Annotated in this window: 20 protein-coding genes, 1 other RNA gene and 1 pseudogene; 8 read left to right on the top strand and 14 right to left on the bottom strand. The window is 55.2% G+C overall.

Annotation, left to right across the window (positions count from 1 at the left end; translation table 11 throughout):
• Positions 1-70 precede the first annotated feature (70 nt).
• Positions 71-454 carry a hypothetical protein gene (locus V6575_RS13780; RefSeq protein WP_340275077.1) on the top strand — a complete coding sequence of 128 codons (384 nt, stop codon included), beginning with the start codon at positions 71-73 and terminating at the stop codon, positions 452-454.
• Between the two features lie 12 nt (positions 455-466).
• Here the strand turns inward: V6575_RS13780 and V6575_RS13775 are convergent, their stop codons facing one another.
• A complete protein-coding gene (locus V6575_RS13775; RefSeq protein WP_340275075.1) occupies positions 467-844 on the bottom strand; it encodes a VOC family protein in 378 nt (125 codons plus the stop codon).
• Positions 845-1033: 189 nt separating this feature from the next.
• Between V6575_RS13775 and V6575_RS13770 the strand changes: the two genes are divergently transcribed.
• Positions 1034-1402, top strand: a complete 369-nt coding sequence (locus tag V6575_RS13770) for a hypothetical protein (RefSeq protein ID WP_340275074.1) — start codon at positions 1034-1036, stop codon at positions 1400-1402.
• Between the two features lie 81 nt (positions 1403-1483).
• Here V6575_RS13770 and V6575_RS13765 read toward each other — a convergent pair whose 3' ends face one another.
• From V6575_RS13765 to sdhC, 5 genes are all read right to left on the bottom strand, one after another.
• Positions 1484-2266 (bottom strand): succinate dehydrogenase iron-sulfur subunit, encoded by a 783-nt coding sequence (locus V6575_RS13765; protein ID WP_340275073.1) that lies wholly within the window; start codon positions 2264-2266, stop codon positions 1484-1486.
• A 58-nt stretch (positions 2267-2324) separates the two neighbouring features.
• Entirely contained in the window at positions 2325-3170 is an 846-nt protein-coding gene (locus tag V6575_RS13760) for an FkbM family methyltransferase (protein ID WP_340275072.1), read from the bottom strand.
• A gap of 90 nt (positions 3171-3260) precedes the next feature.
• Entirely contained in the window at positions 3261-5087 is a 1827-nt protein-coding gene (gene sdhA, locus V6575_RS13755) for a succinate dehydrogenase flavoprotein subunit (protein WP_340275071.1), read from the bottom strand.
• 5 nt (positions 5088-5092) lie between these two features.
• Entirely contained in the window at positions 5093-5476 is a 384-nt protein-coding gene (sdhD, locus tag V6575_RS13750) for a succinate dehydrogenase, hydrophobic membrane anchor protein (protein WP_340275070.1), read from the bottom strand.
• 12 nt (positions 5477-5488) lie between these two features.
• Positions 5489-5887, bottom strand: a complete 399-nt coding sequence (sdhC, locus tag V6575_RS13745; RefSeq protein WP_340275068.1) for a succinate dehydrogenase, cytochrome b556 subunit — start codon at positions 5885-5887, stop codon at positions 5489-5491.
• 561 nt (positions 5888-6448) lie between these two features.
• Here sdhC and V6575_RS13740 point away from each other — a divergent pair.
• Positions 6449-7156 (top strand): annotated as a pseudogene (locus V6575_RS13740) (aquaporin); the annotation flags it as partial.
• Positions 7157-7242: 86 nt separating this feature from the next.
• On the opposite strand, the gene V6575_RS13735 reads toward V6575_RS13740, so the two are convergent.
• From V6575_RS13735 to V6575_RS13725, 3 genes are all read right to left on the bottom strand, one after another.
• Positions 7243-8148, bottom strand: coding sequence for a glutaminase (locus V6575_RS13735; RefSeq protein ID WP_340275066.1), 906 nt, complete (start codon positions 8146-8148; stop codon positions 7243-7245).
• 84 nt (positions 8149-8232) lie between these two features.
• The gene (locus tag V6575_RS13730) at positions 8233-8901 is read right to left on the bottom strand and encodes a sulfate transporter family protein (RefSeq protein ID WP_340275064.1); all 669 of its coding nucleotides are present in this window, start codon (positions 8899-8901) and stop codon (positions 8233-8235) included.
• Between the two features lie 140 nt (positions 8902-9041).
• Entirely contained in the window at positions 9042-9530 is a 489-nt protein-coding gene (locus V6575_RS13725; protein WP_340275063.1) for a 2-thiouracil desulfurase family protein, read from the bottom strand.
• Positions 9531-9720: 190 nt separating this feature from the next.
• On the opposite strand from V6575_RS13725, the gene V6575_RS13720 reads away from it, so the two are divergent.
• Positions 9721-9963 (top strand): hypothetical protein, encoded by a 243-nt coding sequence (locus V6575_RS13720; protein ID WP_340275061.1) that lies wholly within the window; start codon positions 9721-9723, stop codon positions 9961-9963.
• A gap of 98 nt (positions 9964-10061) precedes the next feature.
• On the opposite strand, the gene recR is transcribed toward V6575_RS13720, so the two are convergent.
• The 4 genes from recR to ffs form a co-directional block, all read right to left on the bottom strand.
• Positions 10062-10670, bottom strand: coding sequence for a recombination mediator RecR (recR, locus tag V6575_RS13715; protein WP_340275059.1), 609 nt, complete (start codon positions 10668-10670; stop codon positions 10062-10064).
• Between the two features lie 21 nt (positions 10671-10691).
• Positions 10692-11012 (bottom strand): YbaB/EbfC family nucleoid-associated protein, encoded by a 321-nt coding sequence (locus tag V6575_RS13710; protein ID WP_340275057.1) that lies wholly within the window; start codon positions 11010-11012, stop codon positions 10692-10694.
• Between the two features lie 92 nt (positions 11013-11104).
• The gene (locus tag V6575_RS13705; RefSeq protein WP_340275055.1) at positions 11105-12997 is read right to left on the bottom strand and encodes a DNA polymerase III subunit gamma/tau; all 1893 of its coding nucleotides are present in this window, start codon (positions 12995-12997) and stop codon (positions 11105-11107) included.
• Between the two features lie 123 nt (positions 12998-13120).
• Positions 13121-13218, bottom strand: an RNA gene (gene ffs, locus V6575_RS13700) — signal recognition particle sRNA small type.
• Between the two features lie 249 nt (positions 13219-13467).
• Between ffs and V6575_RS13695 the strand changes: the two genes are divergently transcribed.
• The 4 genes from V6575_RS13695 to V6575_RS13680 all read left to right on the top strand — a co-directional run bounded on the left by V6575_RS13695 (position 13468) and on the right by V6575_RS13680 (position 16809).
• Entirely contained in the window at positions 13468-13878 is a 411-nt protein-coding gene (locus V6575_RS13695) for an HIT domain-containing protein (protein WP_340275053.1), read from the top strand.
• Positions 13879-13963: 85 nt separating this feature from the next.
• Positions 13964-14914 carry an NAD(+) diphosphatase gene (gene nudC / locus V6575_RS13690; RefSeq protein WP_340275052.1) on the top strand — a complete coding sequence of 317 codons (951 nt, stop codon included), beginning with the start codon at positions 13964-13966 and terminating at the stop codon, positions 14912-14914.
• A gap of 17 nt (positions 14915-14931) precedes the next feature.
• Positions 14932-15513 carry a histidine phosphatase family protein gene (locus tag V6575_RS13685; RefSeq protein ID WP_340275050.1) on the top strand — a complete coding sequence of 194 codons (582 nt, stop codon included), beginning with the start codon at positions 14932-14934 and terminating at the stop codon, positions 15511-15513.
• Positions 15514-15591: 78 nt separating this feature from the next.
• Positions 15592-16809, top strand: coding sequence for a lytic murein transglycosylase (locus V6575_RS13680; protein WP_340275049.1), 1218 nt, complete (start codon positions 15592-15594; stop codon positions 16807-16809).
• Between the two features lie 120 nt (positions 16810-16929).
• Here the strand turns inward: V6575_RS13680 and V6575_RS13675 are convergent, their stop codons facing one another.
• Complete coding sequence (locus tag V6575_RS13675) at positions 16930-18411, bottom strand: BCCT family transporter (protein WP_340275048.1); 1482 nt, start codon at positions 18409-18411, stop codon at positions 16930-16932.
• Positions 18412-18560: the final 149 nt, after the last annotated feature.

The raw sequence follows: 18560 nt of genomic DNA, 5'->3' as shown, positions 1-18560 counted from the left end.
GTTCAGCCAAGGAGCCAAACAAATTCATTTCTCTGCCAGACTGAGCGCAAAGCTGTGTATCTACGGAACAATGGCAGCCATTGATGACATGGAGGCAATCGCCGACACCTTGCGAGAAGACGGCTGGAGTGTCACTACTCCCGTTCGCGAAGAAAGCTCTTTCGACTGGAACACCCTGTCACTTGAAGAGGTCGTCAAAACGAAAGCCGCATTCATGAACGACTATTTCGATATCATCAGAACCTGCGATGTCTTGCTGATTGCGAATGTCGAAAAAAACGGCATCCAAGGATACATCGGATCCAACACCTTGATGGAGGCCGCCTGCGGACATGCATTGGCAAAGCCTGTCGTCTTCCTCAATCCGATTGGGTCTCAACCCTGCCAGCTGGAAGCCATGGCGATTGCCACGGCTGTTCTGGGCGGAACAGTAGCCGGGTTGAAGAAGCCGTAGAGCACTTTCCCCTCAGTCTCCCCAAACGTTAGCGTTGTCTTCAAAATCGGGACGCTGCGGCGGCACGACGCAAAACCGATGGCCACTCGGGGCCTGCATCACAACCCAGCCCTTGCAGCTGCCGACCTCTTGTGCGCCAAGCTCTGTCAACCGTTCCACCTCTGCGGGAATATTGTCGGTTTCCACGTCCAGATGTACGCGCGGTTCGTGATCGACGGATTGCAATAAAACCCTGAGCTCGCTGTCAGGCCCTTTTAGATCCCGGTATTTCGGATCTTTTGATCCGGCTTCCTTGTCCCGTCCCAAGGCCCCAGCCCAGAAGGTTTCATGCCTCCCCATGTCATTGGTCTGGCAATCAATCACCAACACACCCAATCGACTCTTGTGCATTCCTCGTTTCCCTGTTCAGAGGCGTGGCCATTATTTTAGCATTGAATCAACTGAACCGGCGCAAAGAAAGCACAGGAATATAGACCTATGGCAATCAGTCACAAATCTATTTAAAGTTGAATTTTTAAATATTCACGCAATATTCTATTTGTTGCAATTCTACCATCACTGTTAATCGAGGGAAATATTATGACCACCACTCCAGCTCTTATGATCCTTCTAACAAGTTCTTCATCAGAAACATTAACACTGAAATCATGTAAAGTTACTGGCTCTAGCAGTGCGAGTTCGCTCGATCTTCCAAAAACAATTAATCGAGGAACTTATGGTGGGCTCGGATTTCCTAGCTCTGCAACACCGTACAATGTCGAATGGACTTATACTCCAGATGGCGGAAGTACACTTTTAACCTTCAATACAGTGCTTAATGGCCCGACTGGTTTGACTGTCACTCCGTCAGAGACTGGAAAGAATGCCAGTGCCTGGCAGCTCGGCGAAGGGCCAAGCCTCTCAAAAGAGGGTTGGTTGATCCGTTATTATTATGCACCAAAATCCTGATGTTAGGATTTGCGTCGAGCAAATAAAAAAGGCCGCCCCGAGGGACGGCCTTTCGTAAATCGTCATCACAAGGCCCGAAAATCAAACCCGGCGCTCGACCATCATTTTCTTGATCTCGGCAATTGCCTTGGCAGGGTTCAGCCCCTTCGGGCACGCCTGCGAGCAGTTCATGATGGTGTGGCAGCGATAGAGGCGGAAGGGGTCTTCCAGATTGTCCAGACGCTCGCCAGTGGCCTCATCCCGGCTGTCGATCAGCCAACGGTAGGCCTGCAGCAATACGGCTGGACCAAGGTAACGGTCGCCATTCCACCAGTAGCTCGGGCAGGAGGTTGAGCAACAAGCGCAAAGAATGCACTCGTAGAGACCATCCAGCTTTGCTCGATCCTCGTGGGACTGACGCCATTCTTTTTCCGGTGCCGGAGACACCGTTTTAAGCCAAGGCTCAATGGAGCGGTGCTGCGCGTAAAAACGCGTCAGATCCGGCACCAGATCCTTGACCACCGGCATATGCGGCAGCGGATAGATCTTGACCACATCTCCGGCAACTTCGTCCGTACCCTTGGTACAGGCCAGAGTGTTGGTGCCGTCGATGTTCATGGCGCAGGAGCCGCAGATGCCTTCACGGCAGGAGCGACGGAACGTCAGGGTCGGATCGACCTTATTCTTGATGTAGATCAGGCCATCCAGAACCATCGGACCGCAATCGTCTGTGTCGACAAAATAAGTGTCGACACGCGGGTTACGGCCATCGTCCGGATTCCACCGGTAGATCCGGTATTCCCGGAGATTTGTCGCACTGGCAGGCTTGTCCCAAACCTTGCCTTCCGTCACCTGAGAGTTCCGGGGAAGCGTCAGCTGAACCATTTTATTCGCTCCGCGTTTGGGCCCTGGTTTCGCGTCCGGGCCACTCATTCACCGATGTTTAAGCTGCAAGCTCAAAAACCGTGTTGTCGTGTGTTGATCCGGCAGCCTTGTAGCCGAGGGCTTCCAGTTCGGAAGTGCAATCCTCGGCCCAATGCGGCCGGCAATTCGTTTCAAGCATGATGACACTGGGCCACATCGTACGGTCCGTCGTGCGAAGGAAGGGCAGAACCACACGGTCCTCAAAGCCCTCCACATCAACCTTCAGAAGATCAATACGCGTCAGACCCTGCTCAGCGACTACATCAGCAAGTGGGCGTACCGCCACCTGTTTTGCAGACCAGTCACCAGCCCATTCACCTGTTGTCAGATCTTCGACCAGCGTTGCAAAGCCACAATTTGTCGGCTCGGACCACAAGGACAATGTCCCTTCCTGATCACCAATCGCAACTTCCTCCAGCCTCACCTGATCCAGACTGTTCGCCTGGATGTTGAAGGCAAGTTTGGCTGCAGTTTGAGGATTGGCTTCAATCGCCAGAACCTCGGCACCGCAGCTGGCAGCAAACAGCGTGTAGCTGCCAATGTTGGCACCCACATCAACAAAGACCGAACCAGCAGCCAAATAAGGCTTGAGCAACTTGTGCTCGGCCTTTTCCGGCAAGCGTCCCTTGGCCAGGATCTTTCGGTCATCATAGTTCTGTCCCGGATAAATCCGGAATTTCAGACCATCGACCTCGGTGTCGTAAGGTCCCTTGAACATCCGCGAAACAATAAGACGGATACGCTTGCGCAAGGCCGCAGACAGATCGTGACGATCTGCCAGCTTCCAGGCAAAGCGGACAAGGCCCTCGGCAGCATATGTGCCAAACGGGCTTTGCGTATCCACCAATGTTGCGCTCGCGCTCAAGTTCTTATCACGTCCCTTAAATCCAAGATAATGCCCCCCACCATCAAACAGCCCAACCGGGATGCTGACATGGCGTGAGCCTGCATCGGATCAGTAAACCCGCGCTTTCGGCGCGATCTTCTTCATGTCGATGCCTCCGTCTTCGAACTTGGTCAAAGGCTCGGTAACAACCGGGCGATACTCAAGCTTGACGTCGCCACCTTCGCTAACCCAAGATAGAGTGTGCTTACGCCACTCTTCATCGTTACGACCGCCAAATGGACCATCCTTATAGTCCTCACGGGCGTGTGCACCGCGGCTTTCCTTGCGGGCCTCCGCTCCGTAAACCGTAGTAATGGCGTTGGCCATCAAGTTTTCCAACTCAAGCGTCTCGACCAAATCCGAATTCCAGATCATCGAGCGGTCAGAAACCTTGAGATCCTTCATCTCGCCCCAGATGCTCGACAGGTTTTTACAACCCTCTTCCAGGCTTTCCTGGGTCCGGAACACGGCTGCGTCTTTCTGCATCGCGTGCTGCATCTTGTCGCGAAGGTCAGCGGTTGGCGTTCCGCCATCTGAATTGCGCAGCTTGTCGAAGCGTTCCATGATTTTTTCACAAGACGCTTCATTAGGCGTCGGGATCGGCGCGACACGGTCAATGGTTTTGCCAGCGCGGATTGCTGCTGCCCGGCCAAAGACCACCAGATCGATCAGCGAGTTGGAGCCGAGGCGATTGGCCCCGTGAACTGACGCACAACCTGCTTCACCCACAGCCATCAATCCTGGCTGAATACGATCCGGGTTTTCCGCATCAGCGTTCAGCACTTCACCCCAATAGTTGGTCGGAATGCCGCCCATATTGTAGTGAACCGTTGGCAGAACCGGGATCGGTTCCTTGGTCAAATCAACGCCTGCGAAAATTTTCGCGGATTCTGAAATGCCCGGAAGCCGTTCATGCAACAAGGCTGGGTCCAAGTGATCCAGATGCAGGAAGATGTGATCCTTGTTCTTGCCGACGCCGCGGCCTTCCCGAATTTCCATCGTCATGCAACGGGACACAACATCGCGGGATGCCAGATCCTTCGCAGAAGGAGCATAACGCTCCATGAAGCGCTCGCCTTCGGAGTTGGCAAGATATCCGCCTTCGCCGCGCGCACCTTCTGTGATCAGACAACCTGAGCCGTAGATACCGGTCGGGTGGAACTGAACGAATTCCATGTCCTGCAATGGCAAGCCAGCGCGGACAGCCATGCCGCCTCCATCACCGGTACAAGTGTGAGCAGACGTCGCCGAAAAGAAGGCCCGACCATATCCACCAGTCGCCAGAACGACCATTTTGGCGGAGAAACGGTGGATCGTGCCGTCATCCAGGTTCCAGGCGATCACGCCCTGGCAGACGCCGTCTTCCGACATGATCAGGTCGAGCGCAAAATACTCAATGTAGAATTCTGCATTGTGACGCAGGGACTGACCATAAAGCGTGTGCAGAATAGCGTGTCCGGTCCGGTCGGCAGCGGCACATGTACGCTGCACGGGCGGTCCATCACCATAATTCTGCATGTGGCCACCGAATGGCCGCTGATAAATCTTGCCTTCTTCGGTGCGTGAGAACGGAACACCATAGTGCTCCAACTCGTACACCGCCTTAGGCGCTTCACGGGCCAGATACTCCATGGCGTCGGTATCACCGAGCCAATCGGAGCCTTTCACCGTGTCGTACATGTGCCATTCCCAGCTGTCTGGCGTCATATTTTTCAGAGAGGCAGCAATACCGCCCTGTGCCGCAACAGTGTGGGAGCGGGTCGGGAAGACCTTCGAGATACAGGCTGTTTTAAAGCCCTGCTCGGCCATGCCGAGAGCTGCGCGCAAGCCTGCGCCGCCAGCGCCAACCACAACCACATCATAGCTGTGTTCGACGAATTCATATGTCTTGGCCATTCGGGTCAGCCTCCAAAGCCAATCTTGAGCACGGCGAAAAGCGCGCCGAAACCGATGAGGGCACAGAAAAACGTGTTGCCCATCAGGCAGAGCACTTTCGCACCCTCACCATGAACGTAATCTTCGATAATGACCTGCATGCCGAGCTTCATGTGGAAGACGCCGGACAGGATGACCAGCAGCATCAGGATCGAAATCAGCGGGTTGCCAAGTGCGGCAACGGTCTCTTCATAGCCTGCGCCTTGCAAGGAAATGACGAGAACCACAAAGAAGGAAATCAGGAACACGTTGGCAACTGCTGTGACGCGCTGCTTCCAGAAATGGTCCGTACCTTCTTTGGCAGAACCAAGCCCACGAACCTTGTTGAGGGGTGTACGCATGTCAGTCATATCAGATCTCCCTCAGCGAACCGCGTAGCCAATGACCCAAAGGATCAGGGTCAGGCTAACGGAGCCAATGATCGTGGCGCGTGCCATCCACTCTCTGGCCTTTGCTTCAAAACCATGACCCATGTCCCAAACAAAGTGGCGCAAACCGCCAAGCATGTGGTGCACCAAGGCCCATGTGAAGCCAAACAGGATCAACCGGCCGAGGATCGAACCGAAGACCTCGCTGACAAATTCGAAATAGGCCGGTCCCGCAGCAGCTGCAATCAGCCACCAGACCATCAGGATGGTCCCGAAATACAGCGCAGCACCGGTGATACGGTGCAGAATCGACATGACCATCGTCAGGATCGGTTTATAGATCTGCAGATGGGGCGACAGAGGGCGATTGCCCTTCAGGTCGGCATTCGACATGGAACTTCTCTCCCGTCCGACGCCAATCTTACGTTTACGTAAGCGTAAGCAATTAAAGGCGTTGTCTAGAAGGGTTCTAGCGTCAACACCTCGGTTCGTCAAAGGATCCTATCGCCAATTCTTAAACGAGTTGTGCTCTAAACCCCTCGATTTGGCACTAGTCCCTTATAGAATCGATTTAAATGAGCGAGATATTTTCAACCTAGACAATGGGATTTGTCTACGCATCAGTTTACCTGACCGAAGCGGCAACCGAGAGAAGAGTCAAAGTTGCGCCGTGATTCGTCTTCCCCATGACTCATCATCACTCATCCAATAGCCCATCGTTCAGACAGACCACTGCGAGTGCGCACACACGGGGGCATCCTTCGGCACTTTCGCGAAAATAGCCTTCGCAAAGCCATGCATTCCGCCCGCAAGAAGGTTCCCGCAGTGCCACAACCCTCCATCAACTTCGGGATGGGCTGAAATAAGCGCTTTATATTCAACATCCGCCCAAAAATAACCTTAGGTTAGTTTTTAAACTCATATCAACATTCGATATAATTCCGAAGGACTTCGAACATGAAAAAGGCACTCGCCGAGTTTATCGGCACGTTCACATTGGTTCTCATTGGATGCGGAACGGCTGTCGTCGCGGGCATGGGAAGTGGAACAACGGAGATCGACGCCCTCGGCATCGCATTCGCTTTCGGTCTCGCCATCGTTGCCATGGCCTATGGCATTGGCCGCGTGTCAGGCTGTCACGTCAATCCAGCTGTAAGCTTCGGTGTCTTCATCGCCGGACGCATGTCTGCCCGCGACTTTTTGACCTATGCAATTGCCCAAACACTTGGCGCGATCACCGGAGCGGTAGTTCTTGCGGTAATTTTTTCTGGCAAAGGCTCGGGCTGGGACGGCGGGCTCGGCCAGAATGGTTGGGGACCGAGTTACCTCGCTGAATTCAACGTTACATCGGCATTCATCTTTGAAGTCGTCGCAACGTTCCTCTTTCTGGTCTGCATTCTGGGTGTCACCGCGAAGGGCGCGCCCTCTCACCTTGCCGGATTGGCAATCGGCCTAACGCTTGCTGCAATCCACATTTTCGGCATCAATATCACCGGTGTTTCGGTTAACCCGGCACGGTCCATTGGACCCGCATTGGTCGGCATGGCGGCGAACCCACTCGCAGTTGCACAACTGTGGTTGTTTATTCTTGCCCCAATGATCGGGGCTGCCGCTGCAGGACTTCTGTTCAAGTCCGGTCTCATGGACACGGATTCCGAATAACAAAAATGCAGCGCATCACCTGTCTGACATTCCAGCCAGACAGGTGATGCCAATTCGATAACTTTGAGCAGGCAGTTCTTGCTGCTTCAACCGAAAACGGACCACCCGATTTTGCGGGTGAATGCCTCCATTGCCTCGGTTCCCAGCTTGGAATTGCCGTAACTGTTGAGCCCAGGAGACCAGACAGAAATTGCCCCCCGTCCGGGTGCGATGACCAAAATCCCACCACCAACTCCACTTTTTGCAGGCAGGCCAACGCGGAAAGCAAAGTCTCCGGATCCGTCGTATTGGCCACATGTCATCATCAAGGAATTGATCCGGCGCTTGCGCTCCCGCGATACAAGATGCGGCATTTCCCCAGTGTCCAACAGGAACCTGCCCGCCAGCGCCAACTGTTCGCAGGTCATCTCAATCGCACATTGATGGCAGTAGGTGCCGAGCACCCTATCGGGAGAGTTTTCCAGATTGCCATAAGAGCGCATGTAATGGGCAAGCGCGAAGTTTCGATCTGCTGTGTCCAACTCAGAGCTCGCCACGGCCTCATTGATGTGAATGTCGTCCTGGTCAGCAGCAGAGCGAATAAAACGCAGCAGAGCGCTCAATGCTTCGCCCGGCGCTGCAGCACCAAGCAGGGTGTCAGCAGCGACCAAGGCTCCTGCATTGATGAACGGATTGCGTGGAATTCCCTTTTCACGCTCCAGCAGGAGAATAGAATTGAATGCCTGGCCAGACGGCTCACGTCCAACCCGTTTCCAAAGCGCCTCCCCGACCCGGCCCAGCGCAAGCGCTAGAACGAATACCTTCGAGATGGATTGAATGGAAAAAGGAATGCGTGCATCGCCAGCGGAAAACAGACTGCCATCCGCCGTCGCAACACTGATCGCGAAGTGACCCGGATCGATCTTGGCAAGTTCAGGAATATAATCTGCGAGTTTTCCCCGTTCCTCGGACCGGCCAACAGTATCCGCGATCTCCGTCAATAAATCCTGCATGCCCACCCCTTCGACGGAAGCCCCATTTTATGCCTTGGTGATCTAGCAATAATGGCCAGGCTTTGTCACACGGTTTCCGGCTTATCAGACTTCGCGTCCAGCCTGAACGCGCTTGAAGACATGCATCATGAAAATGGTCGCAAAGATCGGTGTCACCAAATTCAAAATCGGCACAGCAAGCAATCCAGCAATCACAAGGCCGCTCATGAAAACGGTCACGCCTTTGGCCTTGCGCAAACGCCTAGCTTCCTCAGGTGACATGAAGCGTGTGGCGGCAAACTCAAAAAACTCTCGCCCAAGCAAATAACCATTGACCAGGAAAAAGGCGACCAGATTGATTCCGGGAACAAGCAGCAGGAACAGCGCGAACAAATTGCCCACGATAACAATGCCGGTGAATTTCAACGCCAGAATGATTGATGGAAACGCCGCCATGGCCCTGCCCGGTGGGTCAGAGGGATAATCCCGCGCCTCGACAATATCTGCAATCTCGTCCTGAAACAGGCCTGCGAACAACGCCGACACTGGTGCAATCAGAAATCCCAGCCCGATAATGGCCCCAATGCCGGTCAAGATTGAAAGCGCGGTGCTGAGCCAGGGATAGGGCAGATCAACAAAGCCGGTGACAAACCCCTCCAAGGCAATCCAGATGACCACCAGAACTGCCAGCGTGAAACCCAGCATTTTGAAGAAGATCTTGCGAAACTGAGGTTCGAAGACCTGGGACATGGCACGGGAGGCGGAACTAAACATATGAACTTTCAACAGTCTGTTGCTTGCCGGTTCGACATAGGGACCAAAACCAGTGGGCGCAAGAGCGGGCAGACGAAGATCTCAATGCGGAACAGCTCTCCCACGGCCTGACGGCCTGGTGCTGTCAGCGCTGTCCTCACTCAGGAGGACAGTTCATCCGCCAATTGCTGAATCTGATGCTGTGCGAAGACCTTGATGCCAGCCTCTCTCAAGCGTGACGTAACGATCCCGAAACCGCTTTTTCGGGCGCCGTCATGATGGCCGCTGTAAATAAAGGTCGATCCGCAGGACGGGCTGCCGTCCGTCAACAAGGCGTATCCGCACCCCTCGGCAATCGCAGTCTCAACCGCGATCTGCGCACCGGCCTGGAAGAGGTCCGTGACGTCGCTGCCGTTGTCCTCAAAGATCTTTCCCCGTCCAGAACTTACATCAGACCCGTCGCACCCAGGTTCAATTTCGGCCGGGGGGCGCGGGATCTGAAAGCCGGCGGCGACTTCAGGGCACAAAGGCACGATCATCCCGAGCCGCGACCACTCGGTCAACAGGTCGCTCTCGAGGGTGAGGGAGGATCCGTTATATCGGACTGGACGGCCCAGCAGGCAGCCGCTGACGAGTATCTTTGACTTCATGGGCCGACAATACCGAACTGGCAGCGCTGCGCATAGTCTCGATCACAGCCCCATTTGCGAAGATCGTTGTGCCCGAGGAACTATGAGCATTCGTTCCGCTCTGTGGTCTTTGCGCAATGTCGGCGTGGTCTCGAATCTGATACCGATAATACTTGTGTTTTAAAGACGTTTTGGGGACATGGAAACCGGCATGCCTTTCCAGCAGGTCGAGCCAATTACGCGAATCGATGATGGCTCGATAACCATCGCTGGCGGCGGACCGAGAGCACCGAGCAAAGGCAAGGCGACCCGCCTCAATCAGCTTGTCTTCGACTATACCAGGGCGGCGGTGAACGCTCTGCAACGTAATGCCTCGAGTGAAAATTTCAGCATTGATGCAAGCGAAGGCGACAAGCGAACCCTTTGGGAAAGCCGGACCCGGACCACCTGGTAGCGGCCCGCAGACGCAGCAAGCAGCGCGTCACGCTCTCAAACTCCTTGTCTGTCGTTGGACCCAACTCCAAACCGGCATCCGCTTTTGGGATATCCGCTCTAAAATCGCGTGCGGGCTTTGAGCGCCTGCGTCAGCGTACCCTCGTCGAGGTAGTCCAGCTCGCCGCCGACGGGTACGCCATGGGCCAAGCGGGTGACGCTGACATCCAGCCCGGCAAGTTGGTCAGTAATGTAGTGAGCGGTTGTCTGACCTTCGACGGTCGCGTTGATCGCCAGAATAACTTCGCTGATATCACCGCCGTGGCAGCGCTCGATCAGGCCCGCGATATTGAGATCATCCGGCCCGATGCCATCCAGCGGCGACAGGTTACCGCCCAGAACATGGTAGCGAGCGTTGAGCGCTGCTGCACGCTCCAACGCCCAGAGATCCGCCACATCTTCTACCACAACCAGCATGGTCTGATCACGGCGCGGATCAGAGCAAATGGCGCAAGGGTCTGACGTATCCACCGTGCCGCAGGTTGTGCAAACACCGATCTTGTCCACGGCGACGCCCATGGCCTCGGCCAGCGGCACCAGAAGCTGATCTTTCTTCTTAATCAAATGCAGGGCAGCCCGGCGGGCGGATCTTGGCCCGAGACCCGGCAATTTGGACAGCAGTTGAATCAGCCGCTCGATCTCCGGACCGCCAACTTTAGAATTTGCCATAAATGCTTCCGTGAACTCTGCTTAGAACGGCAGCTTCATGCCGGCAGGCAAACCCATGCCGCCCATGAGTTCCTGGGTCTTTTCCTGCATCTGGGCTTCGCCCTTGATACGCGCTTCATTGTGCGCAGCAACGATCAGATCTTCGAGGATCTCGACATCGTCTTCTTTGAACAGGGACGGATCAATCTTGACGCTGCGAAGCTCACCCTTGCCAGCAATTTTTACGGTCACGAGACCGCCGCCGGACGTGCCTTCGGTTTCAATTTCAGAGAAAGCTTCCTGCAAAGAGCCCATTTGCTCCTGCATCTGTTTTGCCTGCTTCATCATCTTGAGGAAATCCATGACCCTCACGCTCCATCGTTTGTTGCCTGATCCGCATCCGCTGCGGTCGCTGATTTGCATTGGCCATAGTCGGACAGTTCCGACGAGGCAATCTAAATTTCGTCCGGATCGTCGTCGCCCAGCGCTTCATTCAACAGAGGATCAGCCAATTCAGCGTCCTCGTCTTCGCTTTCCTGCACCCGGACATCGACCACTTTGGCGCCTGGAAACTTGCCCAACAATGCGGCCACAGTCGGATGAGACCTTGCATCAGACAGCATCTGCTCCTGATTGGCCTCCTCTTCCTCATGGATGGTCGGACGGCCCTGATTTCGGCTGACACTGACGATCCAGCGCGTGCCGGTCCACTCGGTCAGCTTGCGGCCAAATTCACCGACAATATCGGCTGGCGCATCTTCGGTCGGTTGCACCTCGATGCGTCCCGGTTCAAACTTGACCAGGCGCATCTGACGCATGATTGCGACTTTCATCGGAATATCGCGTTTTTCAGAGGCAAGAGCCGCACAATCACGCAGGTTAGCAAGTGTAAAGGCCGGGGCTGTTGGCTCAGGCGTTTCCTGAGGCGCTGCATAGGTCATCGGTTGAGGCGCGGCCTGTGCGGCCCCGCCTGTGATCGCTTCAAGACGCGGACGCCCGCCCGCGACAGCTGCTACAGGTGCTGACAATGCTGGATTTTGCGCATGGCTCTGGGCCGCTCTTGGGCCGCCACCCTGCTGGCCACCGCCTGAACCGCCGCCCTGGCTTACAGGCGCACCACCGCCGGCTGGAACGGCGCCGCCACTTCGCAGCAGCGCCAAGGCTTCGCCCGGATCCGGAAGGTCCGCCGCATAGGCAAGTCGCACCAGAACCATATCGGCAGCGGCCAATGGCTTGGGCGCAGACTGCACCTCATGAACGCCCTTCAGCAGGATTTGCCAAGTGCGTGACAAAAGCCGCATGGAGAGCTTTTCAGCAAACTCGTGACCGCGCACCCGCTCGGTCTCCGTGACAGACACATCATCCCCAGCCTTGGGCACAATCTTCAAACGGGTAACCAGATGTGTGAAATCTGCCAGATCGGTCAGAACCACCGCAGGATCTGCGCCAACGGTGTATTGCGCCGCCAGTTCGTCCATCGCGCCCGCTATGTTGCCGGACATCACATATTCAAACAGATCGATCACCCGCGCCCGGTCCGCCAGACCCAACATTCCGCGTACGTCATCTGCCTGAATAGCGCCGGCACCATGGGCCATCGCCTGATCCAGCAGTGACAATGAATCGCGCGCAGAGCCTTCACCGGCTCGCGCAATCAGTGTCAGCGCTTCATCGGTGATTTCAATGCGTTCAGCATCAGAAATCCGGCGCAGCAAGCCAACCAGTTTGGGTTGCTCAATACGACGCAAGTCAAATCTTTGACAGCGTGACAAAACCGTAACCGGGACTTTGCGGATTTCGGTCGTCGCAAAGATGAATTTCACATGTTCCGGCGGTTCTTCCAGCGTCTTCAAAAGACCATTGAAGGCCGCATTCGACAGCATGTGAACTTCATCGATGATGTAGACTTTGTAGCGCGCCGTTGCCGGTCGGTAACGCGCCGCATCGGTGATCTCGCGGATATCGCTGATGCCAGTGTGAGAGGCCGCATCCATCTCGATCACATCGACATGACGGCCTTCCATAATCGCCTTGCAGTGAGAGCCTTCCTGCTCAAGCCGGACAGTCGGCTTGTCGGAAACGCCTGGAACTTCATAATTCAGGCCGCGGGCCAGAATTCGGGCGGTGGTCGTCTTGCCGACGCCACGAACGCCGGTCAGCATCCAGGCCTGAGCGATCCTGCCGGTGTCGAAGGCATTCTCGAGAGTCTGAACCATAGGCTCCTGCCCCACAAGATCCTCAAAGGTCTGCGGGCGGTACTTACGGGCCAGAACCCTATAGGCACCGTCTTGTTGAGCCATGTCTTTTGGGGCACTTACGCCCTCTTGCGGGAAGCCAATCTCATCCATGAATGCACCTTACCGTCTTTTGCAGCGCAATTCCCGCACCCAGTGAAAAATTTTCTCGTGATCCAATGGGAAATCCCGGCACAAAAAACTTTAATCATCATCTGAAGCATTTAGGGGAGTAAGGTGGAAGGCTGGCACGATGACCCGTGCCGGATCTCGTTAGGGCTGCTTCCTTCCGGACCTGACCCGATTGGCGAGTGGCTCGTCCACCACCAACCTTCCGAGGCCCTTATATCAGGAGAAGGTGGGTTGTTGGCAAGAGAAAAGACAAAGTTTGTTTGCCAGATGATTTGCAATTGGGCTCACCTCGCTCCGGATCGCATATTGTCCTTGAGAGATCATGCGGAAGAGACCGCATTCCAGACACCCAAAAGGCAGGAAAACCTGCTACCTCTCTGAATTGAGCTGAAAAACTAGGTTCAGCCATATATGATAGAAGCCAACAGGATTTTCCAAGCAGGACCCAATACATGATCGCCTTCGATATCAATCCGCGCCTTGAAGGCGATAGCTATCCAGTTGCTGATCTCGGACTTTGCGCCGTCCGGCTGATGAAAGATGCGAATTATCCCTGGATCATGCTCATCCCGCGTAAAAATGACATGATCGAATTGCTTGATCTCGAACCATTGGAACGTATCGTCCTGATGGAGGAAATCAGCAAGGTCAGCGCCGCGCTCAAGTCAGTCACAGACTGTGAAAAGCTCAATGTTGCCGCTCTTGGAAATGTTGTTTCCCAGCTCCATGTTCACATCATCGCAAGGTTCCGTGACGACCCGGCGTGGCCTGATCCAGTCTGGGGAGCTATTTCGCCATCACCTTATGTGGATGACAAGGCATCGCATCTGATTTCGGACTTGCGAGACGCGTTAAACGCCTAAAAGAGACCTGCCCTTTCTACCCTCCTTAACCGTCGCTCCCCCTCAGCCAAATGATGTCTTATCGCCAGCAAAGGATCCAGCCTGCATGACGGCCCTATTTTCCCAAGCGCGCCATCCCATGAGCTTCGTCGACAATGTCCTCGACCGACAGTCGGTCCAGCGCCCGAATGCCGATTGGATCACGGCGCGTCTAGACTCCAGTGACGCAGGGATTGTGCTTTCCACCGAAACCCAGTTTGTTCTGGCAACTTTTCCTGAAGCTGATCCGAGCATACGCCACAGCCTTCAAGGCGCTCTGGCTCTTGGAGCAAAACGGGAAGAGATGATCTTCCTCGGTCAAAACGACGACGGAACAGCACCGTTGTTCGCAACCGCAATTGCCAAGACCGATGAAGCCATAGAAGCTTTGGACGGTGTGACCGGGATCGATCTCAGAACACTGGCAATTCAGGGCGATCTGCCCCGCGAGGATCTGGGTGCTCTTGCCCAAGCGCGTGCGATGATCCACTGGCATCGGACGCATAAGTTCTGCTCCCGCTGCGGTCATCCGTCAGACCTGGCAGATGCCGGATATCGGCGCGAATGCGTGTCTTGCGGTGGCCAACACTTTCCGCGCACAGATCCTTGCGTGATCATGCTGATCACCGATGGCGACCGGGCGCTCCTCGGACGTCCGCCTCGGTTGGCGGAGGGGATATTCACGACCCTCGCAGGTTTCATGGAGCCCGGAGAGACAATCGAACAGGCTGTCCGACGCGAAACGATGGAAGAAGCGGGCATTGCAGTCGGGGATGTTCAGATCGTTGCAAACCAGCCCTGGCCATTTCCCGCCAATCTCATGCTTGGCTGCTATGGCACAGCAACGTCCACGCACATCAATCTGGAAGACGATGAGCTGGAAGCCTGCCGCTGGTGCGACAGGGCCGAAGTGCAACAGATGATGGATGGCACTCATCCGGCTGGTGACCGTATTCCGCCATCTATTTCCATTGCCTATCAACTGATCACTGACTGGATGGCTGGCCGAATTGGCTGACATTTTTTGGAGACCATATGGCCTTCTGCATCTACCTGACACACCCCCAAGTCCAGATTGATCCGGCTGTTCCCGTGCCTGACTGGGGGCTTTCAGATATCGGACAGGCCCGCGCGCAGTTAGCGGCAGGCTTGCCATGGGCGCGCGCCATCAAACACGTGATCTCGAGCGCGGAACGCAAGGCCATTGAGACGGCAGAGATTTTTACCAAGTCGAATAGTGTGCCGCTGACACTCATCGAAACGCTGCACGAGAATGATCGCTCGGCGACGGGATTTCTGCCCCCGGAAGAGTTCGAGCAAGTGGCAGATCAATTCTTTGCCAAGCCGGATGAAAGCGTGCGTGGCTGGGAAATGGCACAGGCGGCCCAACAGCGGATCGTTTCCGGTGTGCAGACCTGTCTTGCAGATATTCCGACTGAAGACCCGGTGTTGTTTGCCGGACATGGCGGTGTCGGGACGCTGCTGATGTGCCATCTGATGGCAGTATCAATTTCCAGGTCTTATGACCAGCCGGGCGGTGGAGGTTGCTGGTACCGGTTCAACAAACCTGACCTGATCAGCTGTCTGGCCGGGTCGTTGTCTTGGAACAGGCTTTAAGGCGATCCAGCCCGCTATTCTGTCGCAATCGCTGTTCATGATAGGCTTCAGATTAAGCTATTCACCTGGAGCCAAAACGTGATCAGAAGCCTCTCTGTTCTAGCAATCATCTGCTTTGCATCCACTTGCCTTATCGGCAAACGCCCTGCCTTCGCAGGGCCCCATGATGCTGCGTTCCGGGTCTTTCTGGAAAAACAAGTCAAACCAGCTGCGCGGGCGGAAGGCATCAGCACAGCCACGCTGTCTAGGGAGCTCAAAGGGCTGACACCTGACACGTCCCTTCCCGGACTTGTTGGACCTGGAGGCAAAGGCTCTCCGCCAAAGGTCAATTTTCAAGCAGAGTTTCGGGCTCCGGCGAATTACTTCCGAGACAGCCAATTCAATGCGCTTGTGCCGGGCGGACGCCGCCTGATGAAAAAACATGCGACATCTCTGGCGACCATCGAAAAACGCTATGGCGTTCCAAAGCGGATCATACTTGCCATCTGGGCGCGGGAGAGCGGCTATGGCGGTGCAAAAATTCCTCATGATGCCATCCGTGTTCTGGCGACCCGCGCTTTCATGGGGCAGCGACGCGGATTTTTCCAAGACGAGCTGATTGCCGCTCTGAAGATCCTGCAAAATGGTGCAGCCACGCGCCAGCAGTTGAAGAGCTCCTGGGGCGGAGCAATGGGCCAGCCACAATTCATGCCGACCAGCTATCTGAAATATGCCGTCGATTTTGACGGCAACGGCCATCCTGACATATGGCGCACAGAGGTCGACACCATGGCCTCCATCGCCAATTATCTGGCAAAGCACGGCTGGGCCAAGGGCCGAGACTGGGGCTATGAAGCCTCTATTCCAGACAATGTCTCCTGCTCGCTTGAGGGGCCAGACAACCGGATGGCGATTTCCAAATGGGTGAATGCTGGCGTCAAACGGGTCAGCGGACGACCATTCCCCGATCAAGAGCTTTCCAGACAAGGCAATATTCTGATGCCGGCCGGTCGTTATGGTCCCGCTTTTATCGCGACGGAAAACTTCTACGTCATCAAGGAATATAACGAGAGCGATACTTACGCACTTTTCGTCGGTCATCTCGCCGACCGCTATGGCAGCAACAAAGGCTTTTCAGCAGCCTGGAAACCAACCAAGAAAACCACACGCGGAGCAGTCCGCACACTGCAGAAGTCGCTGGAAGCCAAGGGACATGACGTCGGCGGTGCTGACGGGCTCATCGGCTTCAAGACCCGCCGCTCCATCGGCAAAGACCAGGAAGCCGGAGGATATTTCGCAACGTGCTGGGTGGGTTAGTTTATCGTCATTTCTGCTTATCACCACGATCGGGCAGGTCCCGCAGCATGAGCCAGACCAGAAAGCCTATGAAGGCGAAGGTACCGAGGTTGAGGATTGTATCGAGCAGACCACCGACAATCATTGCATGATCTCCTCTTTAAGCGCCTTCAACAGGCACACCATTAACAGAACCGTGATGAAGACAAACGGTAAAGCCCCCAGTGCAATCAGCTTCTTCACCGCGTCCATTGAACCGGACAGGATCATCGCGTAACCGAGCACGACACCCCAGACCAGGCGGATGCGTGGTTTCGGATTTGGATCGCCGCCTGTCGAAAAAGTGCCCAGCACAAAGGCCGCACTGACCACACTGGTGACAATAAAAAGAAACGCCGCAACAACAGTTACGAATGTAGTCACCACCGCGAAGGGCATGCGCTCCAGTAACGCGAATGTGGCGCGCTCAGCATTGTTCGCAGTCACTGTTGCCAATTCTCCGGCTCCGTGCAGAGTTTCAAAAAGACCAATGCCACCAAAGGCACCGAACCAGATCACTGAAAATAATATCGGACCGATCAGAACACCGAGCACGAATTCACGGATCGTGCGGCCCTTGGAAATCCGAGCGATGAACACGCCGACAAATGGCCCCCAGGCAATCCACCAGACCATATAGGTCAGCGTCCAGCCTCTGAACCAATTAGCCACCTGGTCGCCAAAGAAGGTGAAGGTCTGAAAGCCCCTCGGGATTGCATCTGTCACATATTGCCCAAAGCTTCCCAGGATCGAATTCAACAGGAATTCCGTGGGCCCGAATATGACAATGAACACAACGAGGCCGATGGCCAGCAACATTGCAAGATTGGACAGCTTTGACATGCCGCTGCCAAGATCGATCAGCAACGCCGGGATGTAGCAAGCGACCATGACAACAAAAACAGTTCCCACAAGCCATGAAGCGGCACCATCACCGCCCATCATGACGTTGACGCCGTCTGCGACCTGAAACACCCCCATGGCGATGGACCCGCCGACACCGATTGCTATGGCAATGATGGCCATGAAATCAGACGACCAGCCGACGACCCGGGCCCAACGCTCTTGCGGGAACAAATAGAGGATCGGCGCGCTTACAAGCATCGGAGTTCCACGGCGAAACGCGAAATAGGCGATCACCAGAGCCGTTGCCCCATAGATGCCCCAAGCGTGAATACCCCAATGGAACATCGTCGTGACCAGTGCCTGTTCAGCGGCGACCGAGTCGGTCATGTACTGACGCGCGAATTCGAAATGAGTCAGCGGTTCAGCCACCGCCCAGAACAGTAAGCCAACGCCCATGCCTGCTGCAAAGAGCATGGCAATCCAGGACGCGGTGGAGAATTCCGGCCGATCATCATCCGCACCCAAACGAATGTCGCCAAATCGGGAAAAGGCCAAGGCAATGCAGAAGAACAGCATGCCGGAAACCGTCAGCATTAAAAACCAGCCACGGCTGCGAAAATACTGCTCAACAATCGCGGAGGCGACAGACACAAGGCCAGCGGAATCAACCACACCCCAAATGCCGACGGCGGTGATGACCGCAAGGGAAGCAAATAACAGGGCGCGGGCTGCAGTCATGTCATATCCACCATGTCAGGATCCTCTCTTTAGAGGACTAAAATGCAGACAGTTCCAGTCTCCGGAACCTTCTGCAAAGGCATCGGCAGGCACAATATATGACTTTCGCGAAATAGGGACTTTCCTTTGCCAGAGCGCAAGATGTCAGA

The organism is Roseibium algae (assembly GCF_037783265.1).
In the GTDB taxonomy this organism is placed as follows: Bacteria; Pseudomonadota; Alphaproteobacteria; order Rhizobiales; family Stappiaceae; genus Roseibium; species Roseibium algae.
Note: the sequence above shows the minus strand (reverse complement) of the source record. Positions and strands in the feature narration are given on the sequence as shown.